This window comes from Sandaracinus amylolyticus, from assembly GCF_021631985.1.
GTDB classification, from domain to species: domain Bacteria; phylum Myxococcota_A; class Polyangia; order Polyangiales; family Sandaracinaceae; genus Sandaracinus; species Sandaracinus amylolyticus_A.
The window spans coordinates 6,791,610-6,810,611 of sequence record NZ_CP070225.1 but is presented as its reverse complement, the minus strand read 5'-3'; the positions used below and the strand labels follow the sequence as shown (position 1 = coordinate 6,810,611).

Here is a 19,002-nt window from a genome sequence, read left to right as displayed (position 1 = left end):
TCACCCGTCGCGGTAACGCTCGGCGTCCAGCCCGTGCTGCTGGAGCCAGCGATACACCTGCTTGCGCGAGCGCCCCGCGACCCGCGCGACGTCGGCGATCACACCGCGGTGCTCGCGGAGCAGCGCCTCGAGGGTCTCGCGATCGGGCACCGCCTCGAGGCCCGTGGGCTTCGGCGGGAGCGGCGTCGGCGCGTGGGTCCCCGGCGGCGCGGTCGGCATGCCCACCGGCGGCGGCGTCGTGCCCGGCGCGGCCGCTTCGCCCGCCGGTGCGGGCCCGCTCGCGCGCGCAGCGCGCGACACCCGCTGCAGTCGATCGCCGAGCATGCCGAGCTCGAGCCGCTCGGCGCCCTGACCGACCACCGAGAGCTGCGTCGCGATCTTGCGCAGCTCGCGCACGTTGAACGGCCACTCGTGGAGGAGCAGCGCGCGCACCAGATCGGGCGCGAGCGGCGGCGCGCTGTCGCCGAGATCGCGCATGAGGATCGTGAGCACGTCCTCGCGACGCGCCCGCAGCGGCGGCAGCTCGAGCGTGAAGTCGCTGAGGCGCGCGTAGAGATCGCCGCGGAAGCGCCCGGCCTCGACCTCCTCGAGCAGATCGCGGTTGGTCGCGGCCACGACGCGCACGTCGATCGGCGCGCCGCGGGTCGCGCCCACCGGCGTGACGATGCGCTCCTCGAGCACGCGCAGCAGCTTGGGCTGCACCTCGATCGGGAGATCGGCGATCTCGTCGAGGAAGATCGTGCCCGCGTCCGCCGCGCGGAAGAGGCCCTGTCCGCCGGTGCGCGCGCCGGTGTACGAGCCCGCGAGGTGCCCGAAGAGCTGGGCCTCGGCGAGCGACGCCGGGATCGCGCTGCAGTTCACCGCGACGAGCTCGCCCTTGCGCCCCGACGCCTGGTGCAGCGCGCCCGCGACGAGCTCCTTGCCGGTGCCGCTCTCGCCGTGCAGCAGGACCGACGCGACGCTCGGCCCGATGCGATGGATCGCGCGGCGCAGCGCGCGCATCGCGGGGGCGTCGCCGAGCAGGCCCCAGGTCGGCACCTCGTCGTCGCTCTCCTCGTCGGGCGCGCCGCGGCGGAAGAGCAGGGCGCTGTCGCCCACGAAGACCAGCGCGCCGTCCTCGAGCACGCAGTCGGTCACCCGCACTCCGTCGACCTCGGTGCCGGTGCTGCTGCGATCGACCAGTCGCGCCACGCCGGTGTGGGGCTCGAGCTCGATCAGCGCGTGGAGCCGGGAGACGCGGGGATCGTCGCGCAGCGCGAGCCCCGCGCCCGCGACGGCGCGCCCGATCGGAGTGCTCGCGGTCGTGAGCGGGAACGCCGACTCACGCTGCGGTGTGCCCGCGATCGAGAGCACCCGCAGGGACGCGACCACACGCGCGCCGCTGCCGCGCGGACGTTCCTTGAGGGTGGTATCCCAGCTGCGGCTCCCCATGACCTCACCCAGTGTAGTACGGGTGAGCGGGCGCAGGCGGAACCGGATCGGGGGGGAGGTCACGGGCAGCCCAGCCCCTGCACGATGGTCTCGCTGCTCCCGGGCACGACGACGCGCAGCGCGGTCCACCGGCCGCCCGGTGTGGCCACGAGATCCCCCGCGTTGACGAGCGCGAACCCGTTGATGCGCTCGGGGAAGAGCGTGCCGTCGGTGCGCATCCGCTGCGCGCCGACGGTCGACGCGACGAGGAAGACGCCGCCCGTCACGACGACGTGGACGTCGTTGGCGACACGGTCGAGCGCGTTGGTGCGTACCACCGCGCCGGTGCCGAGGTCGAACACGCCGGCCGCGCTGTCCACGCCGCCGTCCCGCCACCCGAGCGCGAGGCGATTGCCGATCACCGCGGCGCGCAGCGGGTACTCGAGATCCGGGTCGGTCAGGATCGAGCGCTCGGTCTGGAGCGAGGTCGGATCGAACACGCGGAAGCGCACCGAGCCGTCGTCGACGGTCGTGACCATCACGTGATCGTCGCCCCCCGCCGGCACGACGTCGTAGTCGTTGGTGAAGCGCATCGTGCCGGGGATCGACATCAGATCGAACGGGGTGCGCGTCCACGCGCCGCGCGCGTAGATCGCGCCGCGCATGAGGCTGCCTCCCGCCATCCACACGACGCCGAGCGCGCTGCCGTTGCCGTGCGCGCGCACCGTCTCGCAGCGCTGACCGAGCGACACCGGCGTGCTCGCGACGCCGGCGCTCGTGACGCGCACCACGTGGAGCTGCCAGTCGTTCGACGCGACGTCGATCGGATAGAAGACGGCCCACTGCTCGCCGTCCCAGCCGAGGCCCATGCGGAAGCTGATGTTCCCTTCGGCGATGCGCAGCGGCGCGCCCACCGGGACGCCCGACGAGTCGACGCGCTGGAAGTAGAGACGGCGCGGCGAGCCGTCGACGAAGTAGGCGATCGCGCCGCCCTGGCCCGCGGTCGGGTGCCACGCGATCTCGGAGATCGTGATCGCGCTGACGACGGGCTGCTGGGGACCGGTCGCGAGCGCGCCGTCGTCGACGAACCCGTCGCAGTCGGAGTCGACTCCGTCGCACGTCTCGGGCGGGAGCTCGCACGTCTCCCAGCTGCACGTGACCGCGTCGCAGCGACGCGTGCCGGTCGCGGTGCACCCGGCGTTGGTCACGGTGCAGGTGCTCGTCGTGTTCGCGACGCAGTCGAAGCCGTCGTCGTCGGTTCCGTCGCAGTCGTCGTCGCGGCCGTTGCAGGCCTCGGCGGGGAAGTCGCAGCTCGCCATCGTCGCGGTGGCGCACTCGACGACGCCGGTGCGCGCGCCGCTCTCGCACGCGCACGACGCGCCGAGCGGCGAGCCCATCCACGCGTAGCCCTCGTCGCTGGTGGGATCGCAGTCATCGTCGCGCCCGTTGCACGCCTCGGGCTGACCGGGGAAGCGCGCGGGATCGTCGTCGTCGCAGTCACCCGCCATCGCGGCCCAGCCGGTGGGCGCGGCGCCGGGGCAGTGGCGCGCGCCGCTGCCGGTGCCGAGGCCGTCGCCATCGGCGTCGGTGAAGTAGAGCGGCGGGATGCGCTCGCATCCGGTGCCGAGATCGCCGTCGCAGTCGGCGTAGCTGCCCTCGCACTCGTAGGTGCACTCGCCCGCGCTGCATGCGCGCGTGGTGTTCGCGCGCGTGGGGCACGCCATGCCGCAGCCACCGCAGTGCGAGACGTCGCGCATCGGATCGATGCACGAGCCGTCGCAGTCGACGGTGCCGGGCGGACAGCTCGTCGCGCAGCGCCACGCGCCGTCGACGTTCGCGCAGCGCTGACCGGCCGCGCACGCGTTGCCGCACGCGCCGCAGCTCGTCACCGCCGAGGCGCTCGACTCGCAGCCGGGCGTCTCGCTCGCGCAGTCGAGGAAGCCCTCCTCGCACGTCTGCTCGCACGTGCCCTCGGTGCACGCGCGCGTCGCGTTGGGCGCGCTCTCGCACGTCGCGTCGCAGGCGCCGCAGTGCACGAGCTCGCTCTCGGTGTCGACGCACTCGCCGCCGCAGCAGGTGAGCCCGTCGCCGCACGCGTCGCCGCAGCGGCACGCTCCGTCGACGCACTGCTCGCCCTCGCCGCACCCGGGATCGCAGCGCACGCCGCCATCGTCGGTGCCCGCGTCGCCACCGTCGGCGCGCGGGACGCTGCCGTCCTGCGATGGCTCGTCGCCCCCGTCGCGGCGGCCCGAGAAGCTCCCGAAGTCGGTCACGGCCACGCACCCGCCGAGCATCGCGGCGGCGACCGCGACGACCGCGATCGAGCTCGTCTTCGCGCTCATGTCAGAAGCTCCCCGTCGCCGAGATGCCGCAGCCCGTCACGTCGCACGCGAGGGCGACCTGGGGCGTGTCCTCGCGCTCGCTCGATCCCGACGTCGCGTCGACGATCGCGAGCACGACGCCGGTGACCGCCGTGGCCGCGCCCGCGATCCACAGCACGTCGGTGGTGATCGCGAGCGCCTCGCCGCGCGCGCGTCCATCCTCGAAGCCGTCCTCGCAGGTGTCGCGCGTCGGGCAGCGCGCCTCGAGCGCGGCGCGCTCGTCGAGCGCGAGCAGACCGGTGACGAGCGCGCCCGCGAGCACCGCACCACCGACGCCGACGACGACCCACGGCGCGACGCCGAGCCCGCCCGACGACGCCTCGGGGCGCGCCTCCGGCGTGCTCTCGACCGGCGCTTCCAGCAGCGCCTCGTGCGGCGTGTCGTCCTCGGGCGCGGCGCGGCCCTGCGCCTCGGCGGCGATGCGTGCCTCCATGACCTGCACCCGCGCCTCGAGCTGCACGCGGCGATCGCTCCCCTCGGGCAGTGCCGTGACGAAGCGACGGAGCGCCGCGAGCGCCTGGGCGTCCTCGCCCGCATCGCGGTACGCGAGATAGACGTTGAAGAGCAGCTCGTCGTGGGGCGAGAGACGGAACGCGGCCTCGAACTCGTGCGCGGCCTCGAGGAAGCGCCCGGTGTCGTAGTAGCGGCGCGCGAGCTCGAAGTGGATGCGCGCCTCGTCGTCGACGCCCTCCGCTTGCTGCGCGCGCGCTGGCATCGAGATCGCCAGCGCGAGGGCGCACCCCACCATCGCGAACGTCATTCGTCGCACGAACGTCTCCTCCTCGCGCGCCGCGATCGCCTCGCGGTGCGCGCCCCTTCTCTCGAGCCTCGCGTCCGATCAGAGCGAGCCGGGTCTCGCGAAGATCGCGGGGGGCATGATGATGCCCGCGATCTCCAGGCCTCCGCCGAACGCCGCGTCGTTCGCGAGCGCCGCGTCCTCTCGCACCACTGCCGAGTCCCACCCCGCCGGCAGCGTCGCGTCCTGCGCGACCACACCGAACGCGCTGCCCCGTGCCCGCGCGCTGACGCGATCGAGCACGATCGTCGCGTCGGTTCCTCCCGCGTCGACGAGCAGTCCGGCGCGCGCGTTGTCCTCGAAGCGCACGTCCTCGAGGACGATGTCGATCGCGCTGCCGGGGGCCATGACGTTGCTGCGCCACACGGTGAGCCCGTCGCCCATGCTCCGCGCGATCCCGAGGTCGTCGAAGATCAGCGCCTCGCGCTGGCGGCTCAGGGTCGTGCGCCGAAGCTCGATGCGCCCGCTGTCGACCGCGAGCACGCCCGCGCCGCCGACGCTCTCGATCGTCACGTCCTCGGCGTCGATCGTGCCGCGCTGCACGCGCACGCCCGCGAGGCCCATCTCCGAGATCGTCAGGCCGCGCATCGTGAGCGCGCTGCCCTCGCCGAACACGCCGAAGCCCTCGCCGTCCTCGACCCGCACGCGCTCGAGCGCGAGCTCCGGCGACGACACCGCCGCGATCGCGACCCCCGGCAGGCCCACCCCGGCGAGCATCGACGCGATCTCGACGCCCTGCAGCTCCGCGGGCGCGTCGAACACCGCGATCGCCGCGCCGCGCACGTCCCGCACGTCGACGTCGTCGACGCCGTCCTCGTCGAGGTCTGCGTCGAGGTCGTTCCAGGCGAGCCGACCTCCGTCGACCGCGACCGCGCCGAGCGCGAAGCCCTCGATGCGTGCCGCCTCGATGCGCAACCCGGAAGTTGCGTCTTCCGCGGAGCCCACGTCGATCGCGATCACGCCGTAGGTGCCGGTCTCGCTCGCCATCGTGGGCGCGAAGCCCGCGTTCGTTTCGTCGATCGGGCCCTCGAGCTTCACCTCGCGCAGCACCACGCGACTGCGGCCCTGCAGGCCGACGCCGACGCCCCTCGTCACGCTGATCGTCACGTTCTGCAGCGTCGCGTCTCCGTCGCCGACCGCGCGCACGCCGTAGCCCCCTGCGAGCACGTCGATCCGCAGGTCGCGCAGCACCGCGCCGGTTCCCTGCGCGACCTCGACGACCGTTCCGTCCCCCGCGCTCTCGAGCACACTCGCGTCGCCTTCGCCGGCGAGCGTCACGTCCGGCGGGATCACGACCTGCGCAGGGAAGCGGCAGCGCCCGACGTGCACCACGTCGCCCGGCTGCGCGGCCTCGAGCGCGCCGGTGAGCGACTCGGTATCGCAATACGTCTCGGGCCCACAGCACACGGATGCGAGACCGAGCGCGACGAGCGCGGCGGACGTGGATCGCTGCATGTCCGAGAAGATATGCGATGCGTCGCGCTGCATGCCGCCCGGCGCGAGCTGAGCAACGGTCGGGCCGACCCGGACGCCCGCCTTTTCGGTGCGGCCCGCGTGCGGCCTCCGGGCGCGCCCGCGTGCGGTCTCATGGGACGGCCCGCGCGGGCGTGCTATCCGGGCCGCGCCGGGGGCGTGCCGATGAGGCGGCGCGTACGACGTCGGGGGGGCCGAACGTGGACGGACGGAGCTTCGTGCTGCGAGATCTCGTGATCGCGGGAGCGATCGTGTGGACGGCTGCGTGCGGCGGTGAGGGCGCGGCGCCAGGGGATGCGGACGGGAGCGTCGGCGACGCGGGCGTCGCGACGCCGGTCGCGCCGATGCCGGTCACGATGGCGTGCCGTGAGGGCTGGCGCGCGCGCACGGTCGCGAGCGGCGCATCGGTCTGCGAGCCGTGGCCGAGCGACGGGCCGATCGCGTGCGCCGCGGCAGAGGCTGCGATCCCGGGGCGCGGCTGCGTGACGATCGGCGCGACGTGTCCCGCGGACGGATGGCCCGCGGAGCTTCCTCCGACCGGCGTGATCTACGTGCGCGCGGGCGCGATGGACGGAGACGGAACGCGCGAGCGTCCGTTCGGCACGCTCGCCGAGGGCGCCGCGGCGTCGGAGGGCCTCAACGGCGTGCTCGCGCTCGCGGTCGGCGAGTACGAGGGCTTCGTCGACATGAAGGTCCGCCGCATCTTCGGCGCGTGCGCGTCGGGCACGATCATCCGCGACCCGCGCACCGAGGGTGACGCGACGATCGTGGTGCGCCCGAACGACGGCGAGGTCCGCGACGTGACCGTCGTGAGCGCGGCGGTCACCGCGGCGATCTTCGTGCAGGACGTCCGGTTCGAGATGCGCCGCGTGGTGCTCGAGAGCCCGGTGATCGCGGCACGCCTCGAGAGCCGCGCCAGCGTGGTCATGGAGGACGTGATCCTGCGCACCCCCGAGGGCACGACGGTGCCGACGCTCGCGGCGCGGGTGTCGAGCGGCTCGTCGCTCACGCTGCGACGCGGGTTCGTGCGCGGCTCGATCGGGATGCGCAGCGGACCCGACGTCGAGGTGGGCTCGTCGACGGTGGTGCTCGAGGACGTCGCCATCCAGGACGCGAGCTTCGGGGTCTTCGGTGAATTCGGGACCGTCGAGGCACGCGGTGTGGTGATCGAGCGCGTCGAGCTGGGCTTCGGCGTGAGCCCGTGGACGCACGCGACGCTCGAGGACGTGGTCGTGCGCGAGCTCCACTCGGTGCCCGGCGTGGGCGGCGAGCCCGAGGCGATCTTCGCGAGCGGCACCGTCGACGCGGAGCGTCTGTGGATCGCCGACGTCGAGGGGCCCGCGATCGGGATCTCGAGCGCCGAGCGCATCCGGATGAGCGAGCCGCCCGCGCACCTCGATCTCACCGACGTCGTGGTGGAGGACGTGATCGCGCCCGAGGCGGTGCGCGCGCAGGGCGGCACGCTCGCGACGATCGAGCGCATCGACGTCGCGCGGGTGCAGGGGGATGCGATCGCGGCCGACGGCGCGGGCACCTCGCTCACGCTGCGCGATGCGACGATCTCCGACGTCACGACGGTGGGCAACGACGGCGACGCGATCGCGATCGCGCTCGGGGCGAGCGCGACGATCGAGCGCGTCGCGGCCCGCGGGACCGCACGAGGGGCGCTCGTGATCGCGGGCGCGGGAACGCACGTGGACGCGAGCGACATCGACGTCGACGTGCGTGGGCGCGGCGTGATGGCGCAGTGCGCGATCACGGCGGGTGAGCTCTGCGGGACCGTCGCCGCGCCGGTGGAGGTCACGCTGCGTCGGGCCCGCATCGTCGACTCGCAGGTGGTCGCGATCGGCGCGGACGAGGCGCACCTCACGCTGGAGGACGTGAGCATCGATCGCGTGAGCGCGGGCGGGCCGCTCGACGGGTTCGGCATCGCCGCGGCGAGCGGGCGCATCGACGGGACGCGCGTCGAGATCGCGCGCGCGACGCGTCACGCGGTGGTCGCGTACGGCGCGGGCGGCGCGATCGAGCTGAGCGCGCTGCGCGTGACCGACACCCAGCCTTCGCCGCCGTGCGAGGGCGAGGGATGCGCGCGCGAGCGGCTCGGCGACGCGATCACGTGCGCGGAGGGCGCGTCGATGATGCTGCGCGACTTCGTCGCGGAGCGCGCCGCGTCGGCGGGCGTGATGCTCGTCCAGGGATGCGCCGCGCAGTTCGAGCGCGGGCGCATCGTGGACAACGCGCTCGGCGTGCTCACCGACGCGACGGTGACACAGCCGCGTTTCGTGGATGTCTTCGTCGACGAGAACGGAACGAACTACGGAACGACGACGCTGTCTGTCGCGCGCCCGACATTCTGAGCGCGCGGTGGAATTACGTGAGCAGCGGCTTCCGTCGCCGCGCGCGATCGTGAGATTCTCGCGGCATGCGCTCTTCGGCCGTCCGCTTCTCTTCTTTCGCGCTCTGTCTTTCGCTGCTCGTCTCGCTCGCCTCGGTCGCGCGCGCCTTGATCACCCAGCCCAACGGCACGGTGATGCCGCGCGACTCGATGAACGGCGAGATCCAGCTCTACACGCTGTTCGCGAACCGCGGCGAGACCATCGACTACGCCGCCGACGGCGAGAGCGAGCCCGCGCTCTTCTCGCCGCTCTGCGACTTCCGCGCGACCTTCGTGCTGAAGCAGTCGGCGTCGAACCTCGCGGTCGGCTGGTACAACGCCGATCCCACGCGCACCACGCCGCCCGACCCGAGCGAGATCTACACGATCGTGCCCGCGGGCGCGCCGGTCGGGACGGTGATCACCGGCGCCGACATCCGTGGTGACGCGCGCTACCTCGGCGGGCTGATCGGCTTCGCGCTCACCGGCGGTCAGACCCACTACACCGAGGCTCGCTACAACCCGGTGTGTACCGGGTGCGCGACGCCGAACCCGTGGATCATGGCGGTGATCTATCGCTCCGTCGTCACGCCGAACGCGTACTACGTGGCGTTCGAGGACGGCAGCGTCGGAAGCGCGCCGAACACGTTCAACAACGACGGCGACTACAACGACTACGTCTACTTCTTCGAGGGCCTCGTGTGCAGCGGCGGCGGCGAGGTCTGCGACACCGGCATGCCGGGCATCTGCGGGCCGGGCGTCACCGAGTGCTCGGGCGAAGGGATCACGTGCCGGCAGACGGTCACGGGGCGCGACGAGGAGTGCAACGGCCTCGACGACGACTGCGACGGCGAGACCGACGACGGCGATCTCTGCGACGAGGGCGAGGTGTGTGATCGCGGCGTGTGCGTCGGTCGCTGCCTCGACGAGTTCGGGTGCGCGCGCGGGCTCGACTGCAACGCGGCGGGCTACTGCGTCGAGTCGTCGTGCGTCGACGTGGTGTGTGATGCGGGCGAGATCTGTCGCGCCGGTGACTGCAGCGCGCCGTGCGATGGCGTCGTGTGCCCGGGCGATCAGGTATGCCGCGCGGGACGCTGCGTCGATCCGTGCGCGGGCGTGACCTGCGAAGCGGGGCGTGTCTGTCAGGCGGGCGCGTGCGTGCAGTCGTGCGACTGCGCGCCGTGCAGCGGCGAGCTGATGTGTCATGCGTCGAGCGGGCTCTGCACGACGAGCGAGTGCGCGACGGTCGACTGCAGCGGCACGCCGGGGACGGTCTGTCGCGGCGGGACGTGCGTCGATGCGTGCGAGGGCGCGGTGTGCCCGCGCGGACAGATCTGCGAGAGCGGCGGGTGCGTGGTCGATCCCGACTTCGGTGTCGACGCGGGTGTCGCGCGTCCGGACTCGGGCGTGGTGGGCGTCGACGCGGGCGGCGGCGAGATGGACGCGGGCACCGGCGCTGAGGATGCCGGGGCCGACGCGGGGCGCGGTCCGCGCGGTCGTGGCGGCGACGACGGATGTGGATGTCGCGCCGCGGGCGCGGGGCGCGGCGGAGAGGGCGCGATCGCGATGATCGTGTTGCTCGCGCTCGCGATCGTGCGACGACGCCGCGCATGAGCGACGACGATCGGCCGGACGAGGAGCTGCTCACCGTTCGGCCGATCGGCGTGCTGCGCACGCCGTATCGAGAGCTCGCCGAGGCGCCGCGCCAGCCGCGCCTCGCGAAGGTGCGAGCGCGTATCGAGCTCGTGCCGGGGCTCGGGCTCGAGGATGCGATCGCGGATCTCGAGGGGTGGGACTACGTCTGGGTGCTGACGTGGATGCACCGCGCGCGCGGCTGGCGACCGAAGGTCCAGCCGCCGCGCAGCGAGCGGAAGCGCGGGGTGCTCGCGACGCGCGCGCCGCATCGGCCGAACCCGATCGGGCTGAGCGCGATGCGCATCGTGTCGATCGCGGGGCTGGTGATCGAGGTCGAGGAGTGCGACGCGATCGACGGCACGCCGGTGATCGATCTCAAGCCGTACGTGCCGTGGGCGGATGCGATCCCGGATGCGCGCACCGGATGGCTCGAGCCGCCGGAAGGCGCGCGGCCGGGTGGTGAGCGTCCGGCGGATCCGCGGCCGACGTGGAGCGTCGTGATCGAGGAGCGCGCGAGGGAGCAGCTCGCGTGGCTGCGCGAGCGGGGGATCGATCTGGAGGAGCGGCTCGTGTACGCGCTCTCGCTGGGGCCTCAGCCGCACGCGTATCGACGCATCACGGTGATGGGCGACGAGTCGCGCATCGCGGTGAAGGAGTGGTTCGCGTTCTTCCGGGCGCGGGGCGAGGGGACGATCGGGGTCGAGCGGATCACGAGCGGCGTGCGGCCGCGCGAGCTCGAGGGAGCGGCGCCGGTGCATCGGGAGTTCGTGGAGCGCTTCGGCGCGTGAGGGTGGGGCGGGCCGAGGAGAGCGAGCGGCGTGCCGGAGACGGTGCGGGGGCGTGGGTGCGGAATTATTGAGGAAAACCTCAACCACGGTCGGTTTCGGGGTGACGGGTGGCGGGCGGATGGCGGCGGTCCGCCACCCCGGGGAGCCGATGGGCTCAACCACGGTCGGTTCGGATCCTCGGAATTCGCGAGGAAAACTCAACCACGGTCGGTCTCCATCACCTCGACACGCCTCCGCGGCCCGTGTTAGCCGCGATCGCGATGCACGCCGTCGCCGTCACGCGCGCTCGCCTCGCGGCGTCCCCCCTCGCGGGCTATCGCGACGCGAGCCCGACCGACGTCACCCCGACGCGCGAGGAGCTCGCGCGCATCATCGCCGAGCTCACGAAGCGCGATCTCTACTCGGTGCGCCTCCGCCTCGGTCAACCGCTCCCGTGGCTCGTCGCCGTCGAGTCCGACGAGGCACGCGCGCACGCGCTGCTCGCCGAGCTCCGCCGTCGCGGTCTCGGCGCCGTGACCTGCCGCGACGACGCGCCCTGGGCCCAGCGCTACGGTGCGCTCGCGCTGCACGACGACGCGCTCTCGCTCGGCGACGTCCACATCCCCTATGCCGCGATCCGCGTCATCGTCCTCGCGACCATCGACGAAGAGACGAGTCGCGAGCACGTCGAGCTCGTCCGCGTCTCCAACGATCCCCGCAGCGCCGAGCCCTACATGCCGGTGAGCCGCTACCGCAACGAGACCTCGCGCTCGCGCGTCGCGTACCTCGAGCTCGACGGCTCGCAGCCCAGCGTTCGCCTCGGGCAGGGCGGCATCTCGCTCGCCGGCAGCGACCCCGGGCGCACCTCGTTCGAGCGCTTCGAGCGCGCGATCGAGGCGCTCCTCGCGCGCATCCCCGAGCACGTCCCGCGTGATGCGCGCCTCGTCGAAGCGCGCCGTGTGCGCCAGGGGTTCTCGCTGCGCGGCGACGGACGCGAGCGCATCACCTCGAACGTGCGCGAGACCGATCTCGCCGCGCGCCTCCTCGCGCGCGCGTGGCTCGAGGGTCAGATCGATCCTGCGTGATCGCGCAGCGCGCGCGCCGCATCCTCGGGCGCGACCACGCACACCGGCGTCCCACTCTGCAGCTCGAACCCCGCATCACCACCGGTGCGCGGCAGCACGTCGATCGTGAAGAACGTCGACACGCCGATCGCGGGATCGCGCAGCAGCACGTTGTAGTCGTGCGCGCCGAGCACCCCGCGCAGCCGCGACGTGATGTCGACCAGCACCCGCGCGAGCACCGCGAGCTCCGCGTCGTCCATCGCGGAGAAGCGCGCGCATTCGCTCGTCGGCGCGAGCTTCACCTCCCACGCGCGATGCGACGCGAACGGGCACCACGCGATCACGTCGCCCGCGTCGTGCACCACCCGCGTGCCCGCGGCGCGCTCCTCGTCGATCACGCGCGCGAGCAACCCGCGATCGTTCCTCGCGATCGCATCGCGCATCGCGATCGCCGGCGCGACGTACGGCAACGTCGCGATCTGCGCGTGTGGATGGGGCTGCGAGCTCCCCGCGCGCCGACCGCGGTTCCGGAACACCGAGATCGACGCCACGTCCTCGCGCGCCTCGAGCGCCCGCAGCCGTGCGCGGATCGCCGCGAGCACGTCGAGCGCCTGCGCCGGCGAGTACGTCGCGAGATCACCCTCGTGATCGCGCGACTCGATCACCACTTCGTGCGCCGCGAGCTCGCGCGCGAGCAGCGGATACCGATTCGCCACCACCCGCACGCGCCACGGCTCGCCGATCGCCAGCACCGTGTCCTCGGTCTCCGCCTCGTGCCCCGGGCAGAACGGACACGCCTCGCGCGCCACGTCGGGCAGCCCACCCGGTCGCGTCGCGCCGATGCTGCGCCGCGCCGGCGCGAGCACCGTGGGGATGCCCGTGAAGACGTCGACCCGCAGCTCGCTCATCGCGCGCGCAGCTCGTCGTGCATCGCGCGCAGCACGGTCTTCTGCACCTTGCCCATCGCGTTGCGCGGCAGCGCGTCGAGCGCATGCACCTCGCGCGGGCGCTTGTGGGGCGAGAGCAGACGCGCGACGTGATCTTCGAGCACCTTCACGTCGACGCTCGATCGCGTGACGACGAACGCGACGATGCGCTCGCCGAGATCGGGATCGCTCGCGCCGATCACCGCGGCCTCGGCGACCTCGGCGTGCTCGAGCAGCGCCGCCTCGACCTCGCCCGCGCCGACCTTGAACCCGCCGCACTTGATCAGATCGGTCGCGCGCCGGCCCACGATCCGGATCTGCCCGTCGGGCGCGCGCGTCGCGAGATCGCCGGTGTAGAACCAGCCCTCGCCGTCGAGCACCGCGCGCGTCGCGTCCTCGCGGTTCAGATAGCCCGCGAACACGTTGGGCCCGCGCACCGCGATCTCGCCGATCGTCGCGTCGTCGCTCGCGTCGATCGTCCTGCGCTCGTCGTCGACCAGGCGCAGCTCGACTTCGTCCAGCGGCGTCCCCACCGAGCCGGGGCGGCGATCGCCTTCGTGCCGCGCCGAGCAGTTGATCAGCGTCTCGGTGAGCCCGTAGCGCTCGATCACGCGATGTCCGGTGAGCCGCTCGAGCCGCTGGTGCTCGCGCACCGGCAGCGGTGCCGATCCGCTCACGAGCAGGCGCGCGCCGCGCAGCGCCTCGGCGATCGCGAGCTCGCCGTCCGCGGCCTCGCAGAGCCGGTGGTACATCGTGGGCACGCCGAAGAGCACGCTCGTTTCGTGCTCGCGGAGCGCGCTCGCGATCTCCTCGGGCGAGAAGCGCGGCACCCAGCGCAACCCGCCGCCGCGGCGGATCGCGCCGAACAATCCGAGCACCAGGCCGTGCACGTGGAAGAGCGGAAGCGCGTGCACGATCACGTCCTCCGCGCTCCACGCCCACGCGCGCGCGAGCATGTCGAGGTCGCTCGCCACGTTGCGCGCGGTGATCAGCGCGCCCTTCGGCGCGCCGGTGGTGCCCGACGTGTAGAGGACGAGCACCGGCACGTCGAGGATCGGCCGGGGCGCGATCGGCGTCGCACCGCGGTCCTCGCTGATCGTCGCGGCGAGCAGCTCGAGCCCCGGCGCACGCGCGCGCACGCTCGCAGGATCCGCGGCGACCGCGAGCTTCGGCGCCGCGTCGGCGAGCACGTGCCCGAGCTCGCGCTCACCGAGCTTCGGATCGATCGGCACCGTCACGTACCCCGCGGCCGCCTGCGCGATCAGCGCGACCAGCGTCTCGAGCGCGGGCTGGGTCCACACGCCGACGCGCTCGCCGGGCATCACCCCGCGCAGCTCGAGCGACTCGACGTGGTGCGCGCACGCGCTCGCGAGCTCGCTCCAGGTCAGCGTGCGATCGCCGACGCGCAGCGCGAGCCGATCCGAGGGCGCGTGGAGCGAAGGGAAGAGCGTGTCCATCGCGGCGAGCGGTGTAGCACGGGCGAGGTGCGACCCGCGCGCCGGGGCCTACGTCGCATCACGGGATGATCGAAGACCTCTGGTACAAGAACGCGATGATCTACAGCCTCGACCTCGAGACCTTCGTCGACGCCGACGGCGACGGATGTGGCGACTTCGAGGGGCTGATCCGCCGCCTCGACTACCTCGAGACGCTCGGCGTCGACGTGCTCTGGCTCGCGCCGTTCCAGCCTTCGCCCAACCGCGACAACGGCTACGACATCAGCGATCACTACGGCGTCGATCCGCGCCACGGCTCGCTCGGCGACTTCGTCGAGCTGGTGCACCAGGCGAAGAAGCGCGGGCTCAAGATCATCATCGACCTCGTCGTGAACCACACGTCGGACGAGCACCCGTGGTTCCGGCGTTCGCGCGCCGGCGATGCGCGCTTCCGCGACTGGTACGTGTGGTCGAAGAAGCGCCCGTCGACGTGGAACGAGGGCATGGTCTTCCCCGGCGTGCAGCGCGCGACGTGGACGCGCGACGCGGAGCGCAAGGAGTTCTTCTTCCACCGCTTCTTCGAGTTCCAGCCGGACCTCAACATCGTGCATCCCGAGGTGCGCGCCGAGATCCGTCGCATCATCGGGTTCTGGCTGCAGCTCGGGGTCGACGGATTCCGCGTGGATGCGGTGCCCTTCATCATCGAGCACCCGGATCCCTCGGACCTCGAAGCGCCTCCGCGCCTGCGCTTCGAGTACCTCGAGGAGATGCGCGACTTCCTGCAGTGGCGTGGCTCCGACTGCGTGCTGCTCGGCGAGGCGAACGTGCTGCCGGACGAGAGCCGCGCGTATTTCCGCGAGGGCCGCGGCATCCACATGATGTTCAACTTCTGGGTGAACCAGCACCTCTTCTATGCGCTCGCGTCCGCCGACGTCGCGCCGCTGCGAGAGGCGCTGATCGCCACGCGCGAGCTGCCCTGGTCCGCGCAGTGGGCGCAGTTCCTGCGCAACCACGACGAGCTCGATCTCGGCCGCCTCGACGACGAGCGGCGCGCGCTCGTCTTCGAGCGCTTCGGGCCCGATCCCTCGATGCAGCTCTACGATCGCGGCATCCGTCGGCGGCTCGCGCCGATGCTCGGCAGCCGGGCCCAGAACGAGCTCGCGTACAGCATGGCGTTCGCGCTCCCGGGCACGCCGGTGATCCGCTACGGCGACGAGATCGGGATGGGCGATCGGCTCGACCTGCCGGAGCGCGAGGCAGTGCGCACTCCGATGCAGTGGTCGAGCGATCCCCAGGGAGGATTCTCGAGAGCACGCACGGCGGTGCATCCGGTTGTCGAGTCCGGCGCGTACGGATATCGACACTGCAACGTCGCGGACCAGCGCCGCGATCCCGGATCGATGCTGCGCTGGATGATGCGGATGATCGCGATCCGCAAAGAGTGTCCGGAGATCGGATGGGGACGCTGGGAGATCCTCGAGAGCGGCTCTCCGCACGTGCTCGCGATGCGCTTCGAGTGGCGTGATCGTTCGGTGGTCACGCTCCACAACTTCGACGTCCGGCCGCACGAGGTCCGGATTCGCGTCGACGTCGAGGAGGGCAATCGGCTGGTGGATCTCTGGGCCGCTCGGGAGAGCCTGGCGGGCGAGGACGGACTCCATCGCATCCCGCTCGAGTCGTTCGGATATCGATGGTATCGAGTCGGCAGTCTCAACTACGCACTCCATCGCTCGCCCGAGACTCCGCTGCGCGATGTCGCGAAGAGCGCGTCGAGATCCGTGAAGAAGAAGGCGAAGCCGCGACGGCGGCGCTGACCCGGGGGCCCTGTCCGCAGGCCGGCGCCCTGCGTGCGATCGCTCTGCTCCATCGTCACCCTCGTCGTGGTGGCCGGCTGTGCTCAGCCGCGACACGAGCGCCGCTCCGTCGTTCATGCAGATCGAGGTGCTCGCGGGAGGCGACGTGTGGATCGCGGGGGCACGCGCGGACGACACCAACGCGCTGCCGAGCTGCACCGGCGCGCCCACGAGCGCCGACGGCGGCGGCTGGGAGGCGCGTCTGCGAGCCGCGGCGTGGGCGTCGCAGCCTCGCAGCCCGGCGTCGAGAACGGGATGACCGGAGACGTCGGCCCGGCGGCGTGGTGCTGACGCTCACGCTTCCGATGGAGTGACCTCGCTCGACGAGAGGGCTCGTCGTCGTCAGCGCGGCACCAGCACCACGCCGCGCTCGGTGCCGTCGGGCTCGACGCCGTTCGCGACGATCGCGCCGCGCGCGTCGATGTCGCGCGCCTCGCGCAACACGAGCTCGGTGTCGCCGGCGCGCGTGTCGAGGCGCACCAGCTCGCCTTCGCGCGGATCGTAGAGGAACGCGAACGGATGCCCGTCGGTGTCCGACGCGGTGCCGACCACCACGCCCTCGTCGCTCACTGCGAGCGGCATCACGCGTCCGATGGTCGCGGGATCGCCCGCGGCGTCGGGCAACCAGTCGTAGACCTCGTCCGTTCGATCGTAGACGAACGCGTGCCCGTACACGCCCGCGACGTAGCGCCCGTCGTCGCTGATCGCCGACGCGATCGCGCCCTCGCCGAGCCCGAGCGGCGTGAGCGCGCCGCCCGCGACGACCACCGCGTCGTCGGCGCGCGCGCCGGCCACCACGCCGTCCTCGCTCATCGCGAAGGGCTGGCCGACGAAGAGCGCGTGCCACGCGCCGTCGCTCGTGCGCACGCACGCCGAGGGCCCGGCGTCGCCCAGGCACTCGATCAGCACCTCACCCGCCGCGTCGACGTCGTAGCCGAAGGCGTGTGCGATGCCCTCGGCGAGCAGGTGCGGCGCGAGCGGCGCGCTGCCCTCGTGCGTGAACGGCATCCAGGTGCGCAAGTCGCTGAATTCGTCGCGCACCCACACGCTCCCCGCGATCGTTCCGCTGCGCGAGGTGCGCGACACCACCCACTCGCCGCTCGGATCGTCGAGGAACGAGAGCTCACCTTCACGCCACCACGCGCCGCGCATGCGGGACGCGCCCTCCTCGGTGAGGAACGCCGACGACAGCAGCACGTCGCCGGTCGCCGTGATGCCGAGCGCCATGCTCCCCGGCGCGCCTTCCTGACCGTCCTGCAGCTCGACCACGTCGTAGTCGTGGGAGCCCGCGGCGTGCGTCGCGGGCTGGCGATCGATCTCGGGCCAGGCGAGCGGCACCAGGAGCAGCGCGACCGCCTCGGCCGTCACGGGATCGATGCCCGTCGCGGCGATGTGCCCGGCGTCGCCGATCGCGCGCGCGTCTTGGATCCGCCAGCTCTCGCTCGGCAGCTCGGTGAGCGCGTCGAGGCGCATCACCTCGCCGCGTCGCGGATCGAAGAGCCACGCCGCGTCCTGGCCGCCCTCGTCGTGCCCCGAGCCCACGGCGAAGCCGTCGTCGTTCACGCCCCAGGGTTGCGAGTACAGATCGCGCAGCGGGCGGCCGTCGACGTCGCCGATCGCGATCGGGGGCTCGCCGCTCTCGCGATCGATCCAGAACGCGCTGCCGAAGGGCTCGGTCGCGGTCGGCCGGGTCTGCAGCGCGACCACGTAGCGGCCGTTGCCGCTGATCGCGCGCGGCATCGTCTCGAAGATCGAGCGAGGCCCGATCTCCACCAGGCCCTCGTCGTCGCGCACGAAGCCCGACGTCTCGAGCTCGTTCGCGAGCCCGACGAGCGTGCCGTCGTCGGCGACGGCGTATCCGCCGCCGGGCTCGAAGATCTCCCAGCCCGTGCCCGGCGTGTAGCGGCAGATGCGGTACCCGCTCTCGATCTCGCACTCCCCCGCGACCTGCCCCGCGGCGTTGATCCCGGTGCCCAGTGAGTACACGTTCGCGCCGAGCTCGAGCCCGACGTCCTCGAACGTCTCGCCATCCGACACGAACGCGCGGTCGGGCGCGTTGCTGTGCGACGCGCTCCCGGTCACGAGCCCGTCGTCGTTGATCGCGAGGCCGATGCTGGTGATCGCGCTGTCTCCGACGACGTCGACGATGCCGCTCTCCTCGTCGAACCGGAACGCGAAATTGCGGAAACCGCCGCCGCTCATCACGGCGCGCGCGGTGCCGGCGAGCTGTCCGTGGGCGTTCACCCCGTACGCCGTGCTCGCCTGGGACTCGGCGCCTTCGATGGGCGGCACACGCACCGCGCGGAAGCGAACCGGCGCGTACCCGGTGGCCGGGCGCGTCTCGCTCTCGTCGCAGAGGAAGGGAAGCCCCGCGTCGCAGGGCGGCGGAGGCGGCTCGTCTTCCACGCACGCGCCCGACTCGAGCACGTAGCCCGTCGCGCAGACGTCGCAGAGCGCGCCTGCATATCCGGTGTCACACGAGCACGTCAGTCGATCTCCGGTGCACGTACCGGTGCCGTGCGCGCCGCACACGCCGGGGTCGCACCGCTCCGAGGCGGGCCGACCCGAACCACATCCCGCGACGAGCGCGAGCAGAACGACGAGCGACGATGTCGCGAGCGATTGCAGCCAAGTCATCGGTCCGAGCTCCTCCTGCGTCGGGATGCAGTGGCCGGATCACGTGGCTCTCGTCGCAGAACATCGCAGTCGCGGACTGCGATGTTCGTATTCGACTCCGTCGCTCGACTGGCATGCTCACACCGCTCCATCCGCGCCGGGGTGGGCACGTCGGAGGAGCGAAGGTGGCGGGCGCGTGCGTTCTGAAGGGGGACGAAAGCGACACGCCCGCCGATCGCGATTGGGCGCTCGTTTCGCGATCCGTCACGAC

Annotated in this window: 13 protein-coding genes; 6 read left to right on the top strand and 7 right to left on the bottom strand. The window is 72.7% G+C overall.

Annotated features, from left to right (window positions below; translation table 11 throughout):
* The 4 genes from I5071_RS28860 to I5071_RS28845 form a co-directional block, all read right to left on the bottom strand.
* Complete coding sequence (locus tag I5071_RS28860; RefSeq protein WP_236516378.1) at positions 1 to 1,431, bottom strand: sigma 54-interacting transcriptional regulator; 1,431 nt, start codon at positions 1,429 to 1,431, stop codon at positions 1 to 3.
* Between the two features lie 59 nt (positions 1,432 to 1,490).
* Positions 1,491 to 2,918, bottom strand: coding sequence for a putative metal-binding motif-containing protein (locus I5071_RS47055; protein WP_419249669.1), 1,428 nt, complete (start codon positions 2,916 to 2,918; stop codon positions 1,491 to 1,493).
* An 835-nt stretch (positions 2,919 to 3,753) separates the two neighbouring features.
* Entirely contained in the window at positions 3,754 to 4,551 is a 798-nt protein-coding gene (locus I5071_RS28850) for a tetratricopeptide repeat protein (RefSeq protein WP_329611186.1), read from the bottom strand.
* 78 nt (positions 4,552 to 4,629) lie between these two features.
* Complete coding sequence (locus I5071_RS28845) at positions 4,630 to 6,042, bottom strand: right-handed parallel beta-helix repeat-containing protein (protein ID WP_236516370.1); 1,413 nt, start codon at positions 6,040 to 6,042, stop codon at positions 4,630 to 4,632.
* A gap of 218 nt (positions 6,043 to 6,260) precedes the next feature.
* Between I5071_RS28845 and I5071_RS28840 the strand changes: the two genes are divergently transcribed.
* The 4 genes from I5071_RS28840 (at position 6,261) to I5071_RS28825 (ending at position 11,921) form a co-directional block, all read left to right on the top strand.
* Positions 6,261 to 8,417: a hypothetical protein gene (locus I5071_RS28840; protein ID WP_236516364.1), complete on the top strand. Its 2,157-nt coding sequence runs from the start codon at positions 6,261 to 6,263 to the stop codon at positions 8,415 to 8,417.
* 65 nt (positions 8,418 to 8,482) lie between these two features.
* Entirely contained in the window at positions 8,483 to 10,048 is a 1,566-nt protein-coding gene (locus I5071_RS28835) for an MYXO-CTERM sorting domain-containing protein (RefSeq protein WP_236516363.1), read from the top strand.
* Positions 10,045 to 10,857: a tRNA (N6-threonylcarbamoyladenosine(37)-N6)-methyltransferase TrmO gene (gene tsaA, locus I5071_RS28830; RefSeq protein WP_236516361.1), complete on the top strand. Its 813-nt coding sequence runs from the start codon at positions 10,045 to 10,047 to the stop codon at positions 10,855 to 10,857. Before I5071_RS28835 ends, tsaA begins: the two co-directional genes overlap by 4 nt.
* 260 nt (positions 10,858 to 11,117) lie before the next feature.
* Positions 11,118 to 11,921, top strand: coding sequence for a hypothetical protein (locus tag I5071_RS28825; protein ID WP_236516360.1), 804 nt, complete (start codon positions 11,118 to 11,120; stop codon positions 11,919 to 11,921).
* Here the strand turns inward: I5071_RS28825 and I5071_RS28820 are convergent.
* A complete protein-coding gene (locus I5071_RS28820) occupies positions 11,903 to 12,808 on the bottom strand; it encodes a DUF4931 domain-containing protein (protein ID WP_236516359.1) in 906 nt (301 codons plus the stop codon). The two genes, I5071_RS28825 and I5071_RS28820, sit on opposite strands and share 19 nt — an antisense overlap.
* The gene (locus I5071_RS28815) at positions 12,805 to 14,283 is read right to left on the bottom strand and encodes an AMP-binding protein (RefSeq protein ID WP_236516352.1); all 1,479 of its coding nucleotides are present in this window, start codon (positions 14,281 to 14,283) and stop codon (positions 12,805 to 12,807) included. Before I5071_RS28815 ends, I5071_RS28820 begins: the two co-directional genes overlap by 4 nt.
* Positions 14,284 to 14,348: 65 nt before the next feature.
* On the opposite strand from I5071_RS28815, the gene I5071_RS28810 reads away from it, so the two are divergent.
* Together I5071_RS28810 and I5071_RS28805 are read left to right on the top strand one after the other, a co-directional pair.
* Positions 14,349 to 16,076, top strand: coding sequence for an alpha-amylase family protein (locus tag I5071_RS28810; RefSeq protein WP_236516350.1), 1,728 nt, complete (start codon positions 14,349 to 14,351; stop codon positions 16,074 to 16,076).
* A 115-nt stretch (positions 16,077 to 16,191) separates the two neighbouring features.
* Positions 16,192 to 16,374 (top strand): hypothetical protein, encoded by a 183-nt coding sequence (locus I5071_RS28805; RefSeq protein WP_236516348.1) that lies wholly within the window; start codon positions 16,192 to 16,194, stop codon positions 16,372 to 16,374.
* Positions 16,375 to 16,457: 83 nt separating this feature from the next.
* Here I5071_RS28805 and I5071_RS28800 read toward each other — a convergent pair whose 3' ends face one another.
* The gene (locus I5071_RS28800) at positions 16,458 to 18,752 is read right to left on the bottom strand and encodes a hypothetical protein (protein WP_236516347.1); all 2,295 of its coding nucleotides are present in this window, start codon (positions 18,750 to 18,752) and stop codon (positions 16,458 to 16,460) included.
* Between the last annotated feature and the right edge of the window lie 250 nt (positions 18,753 to 19,002).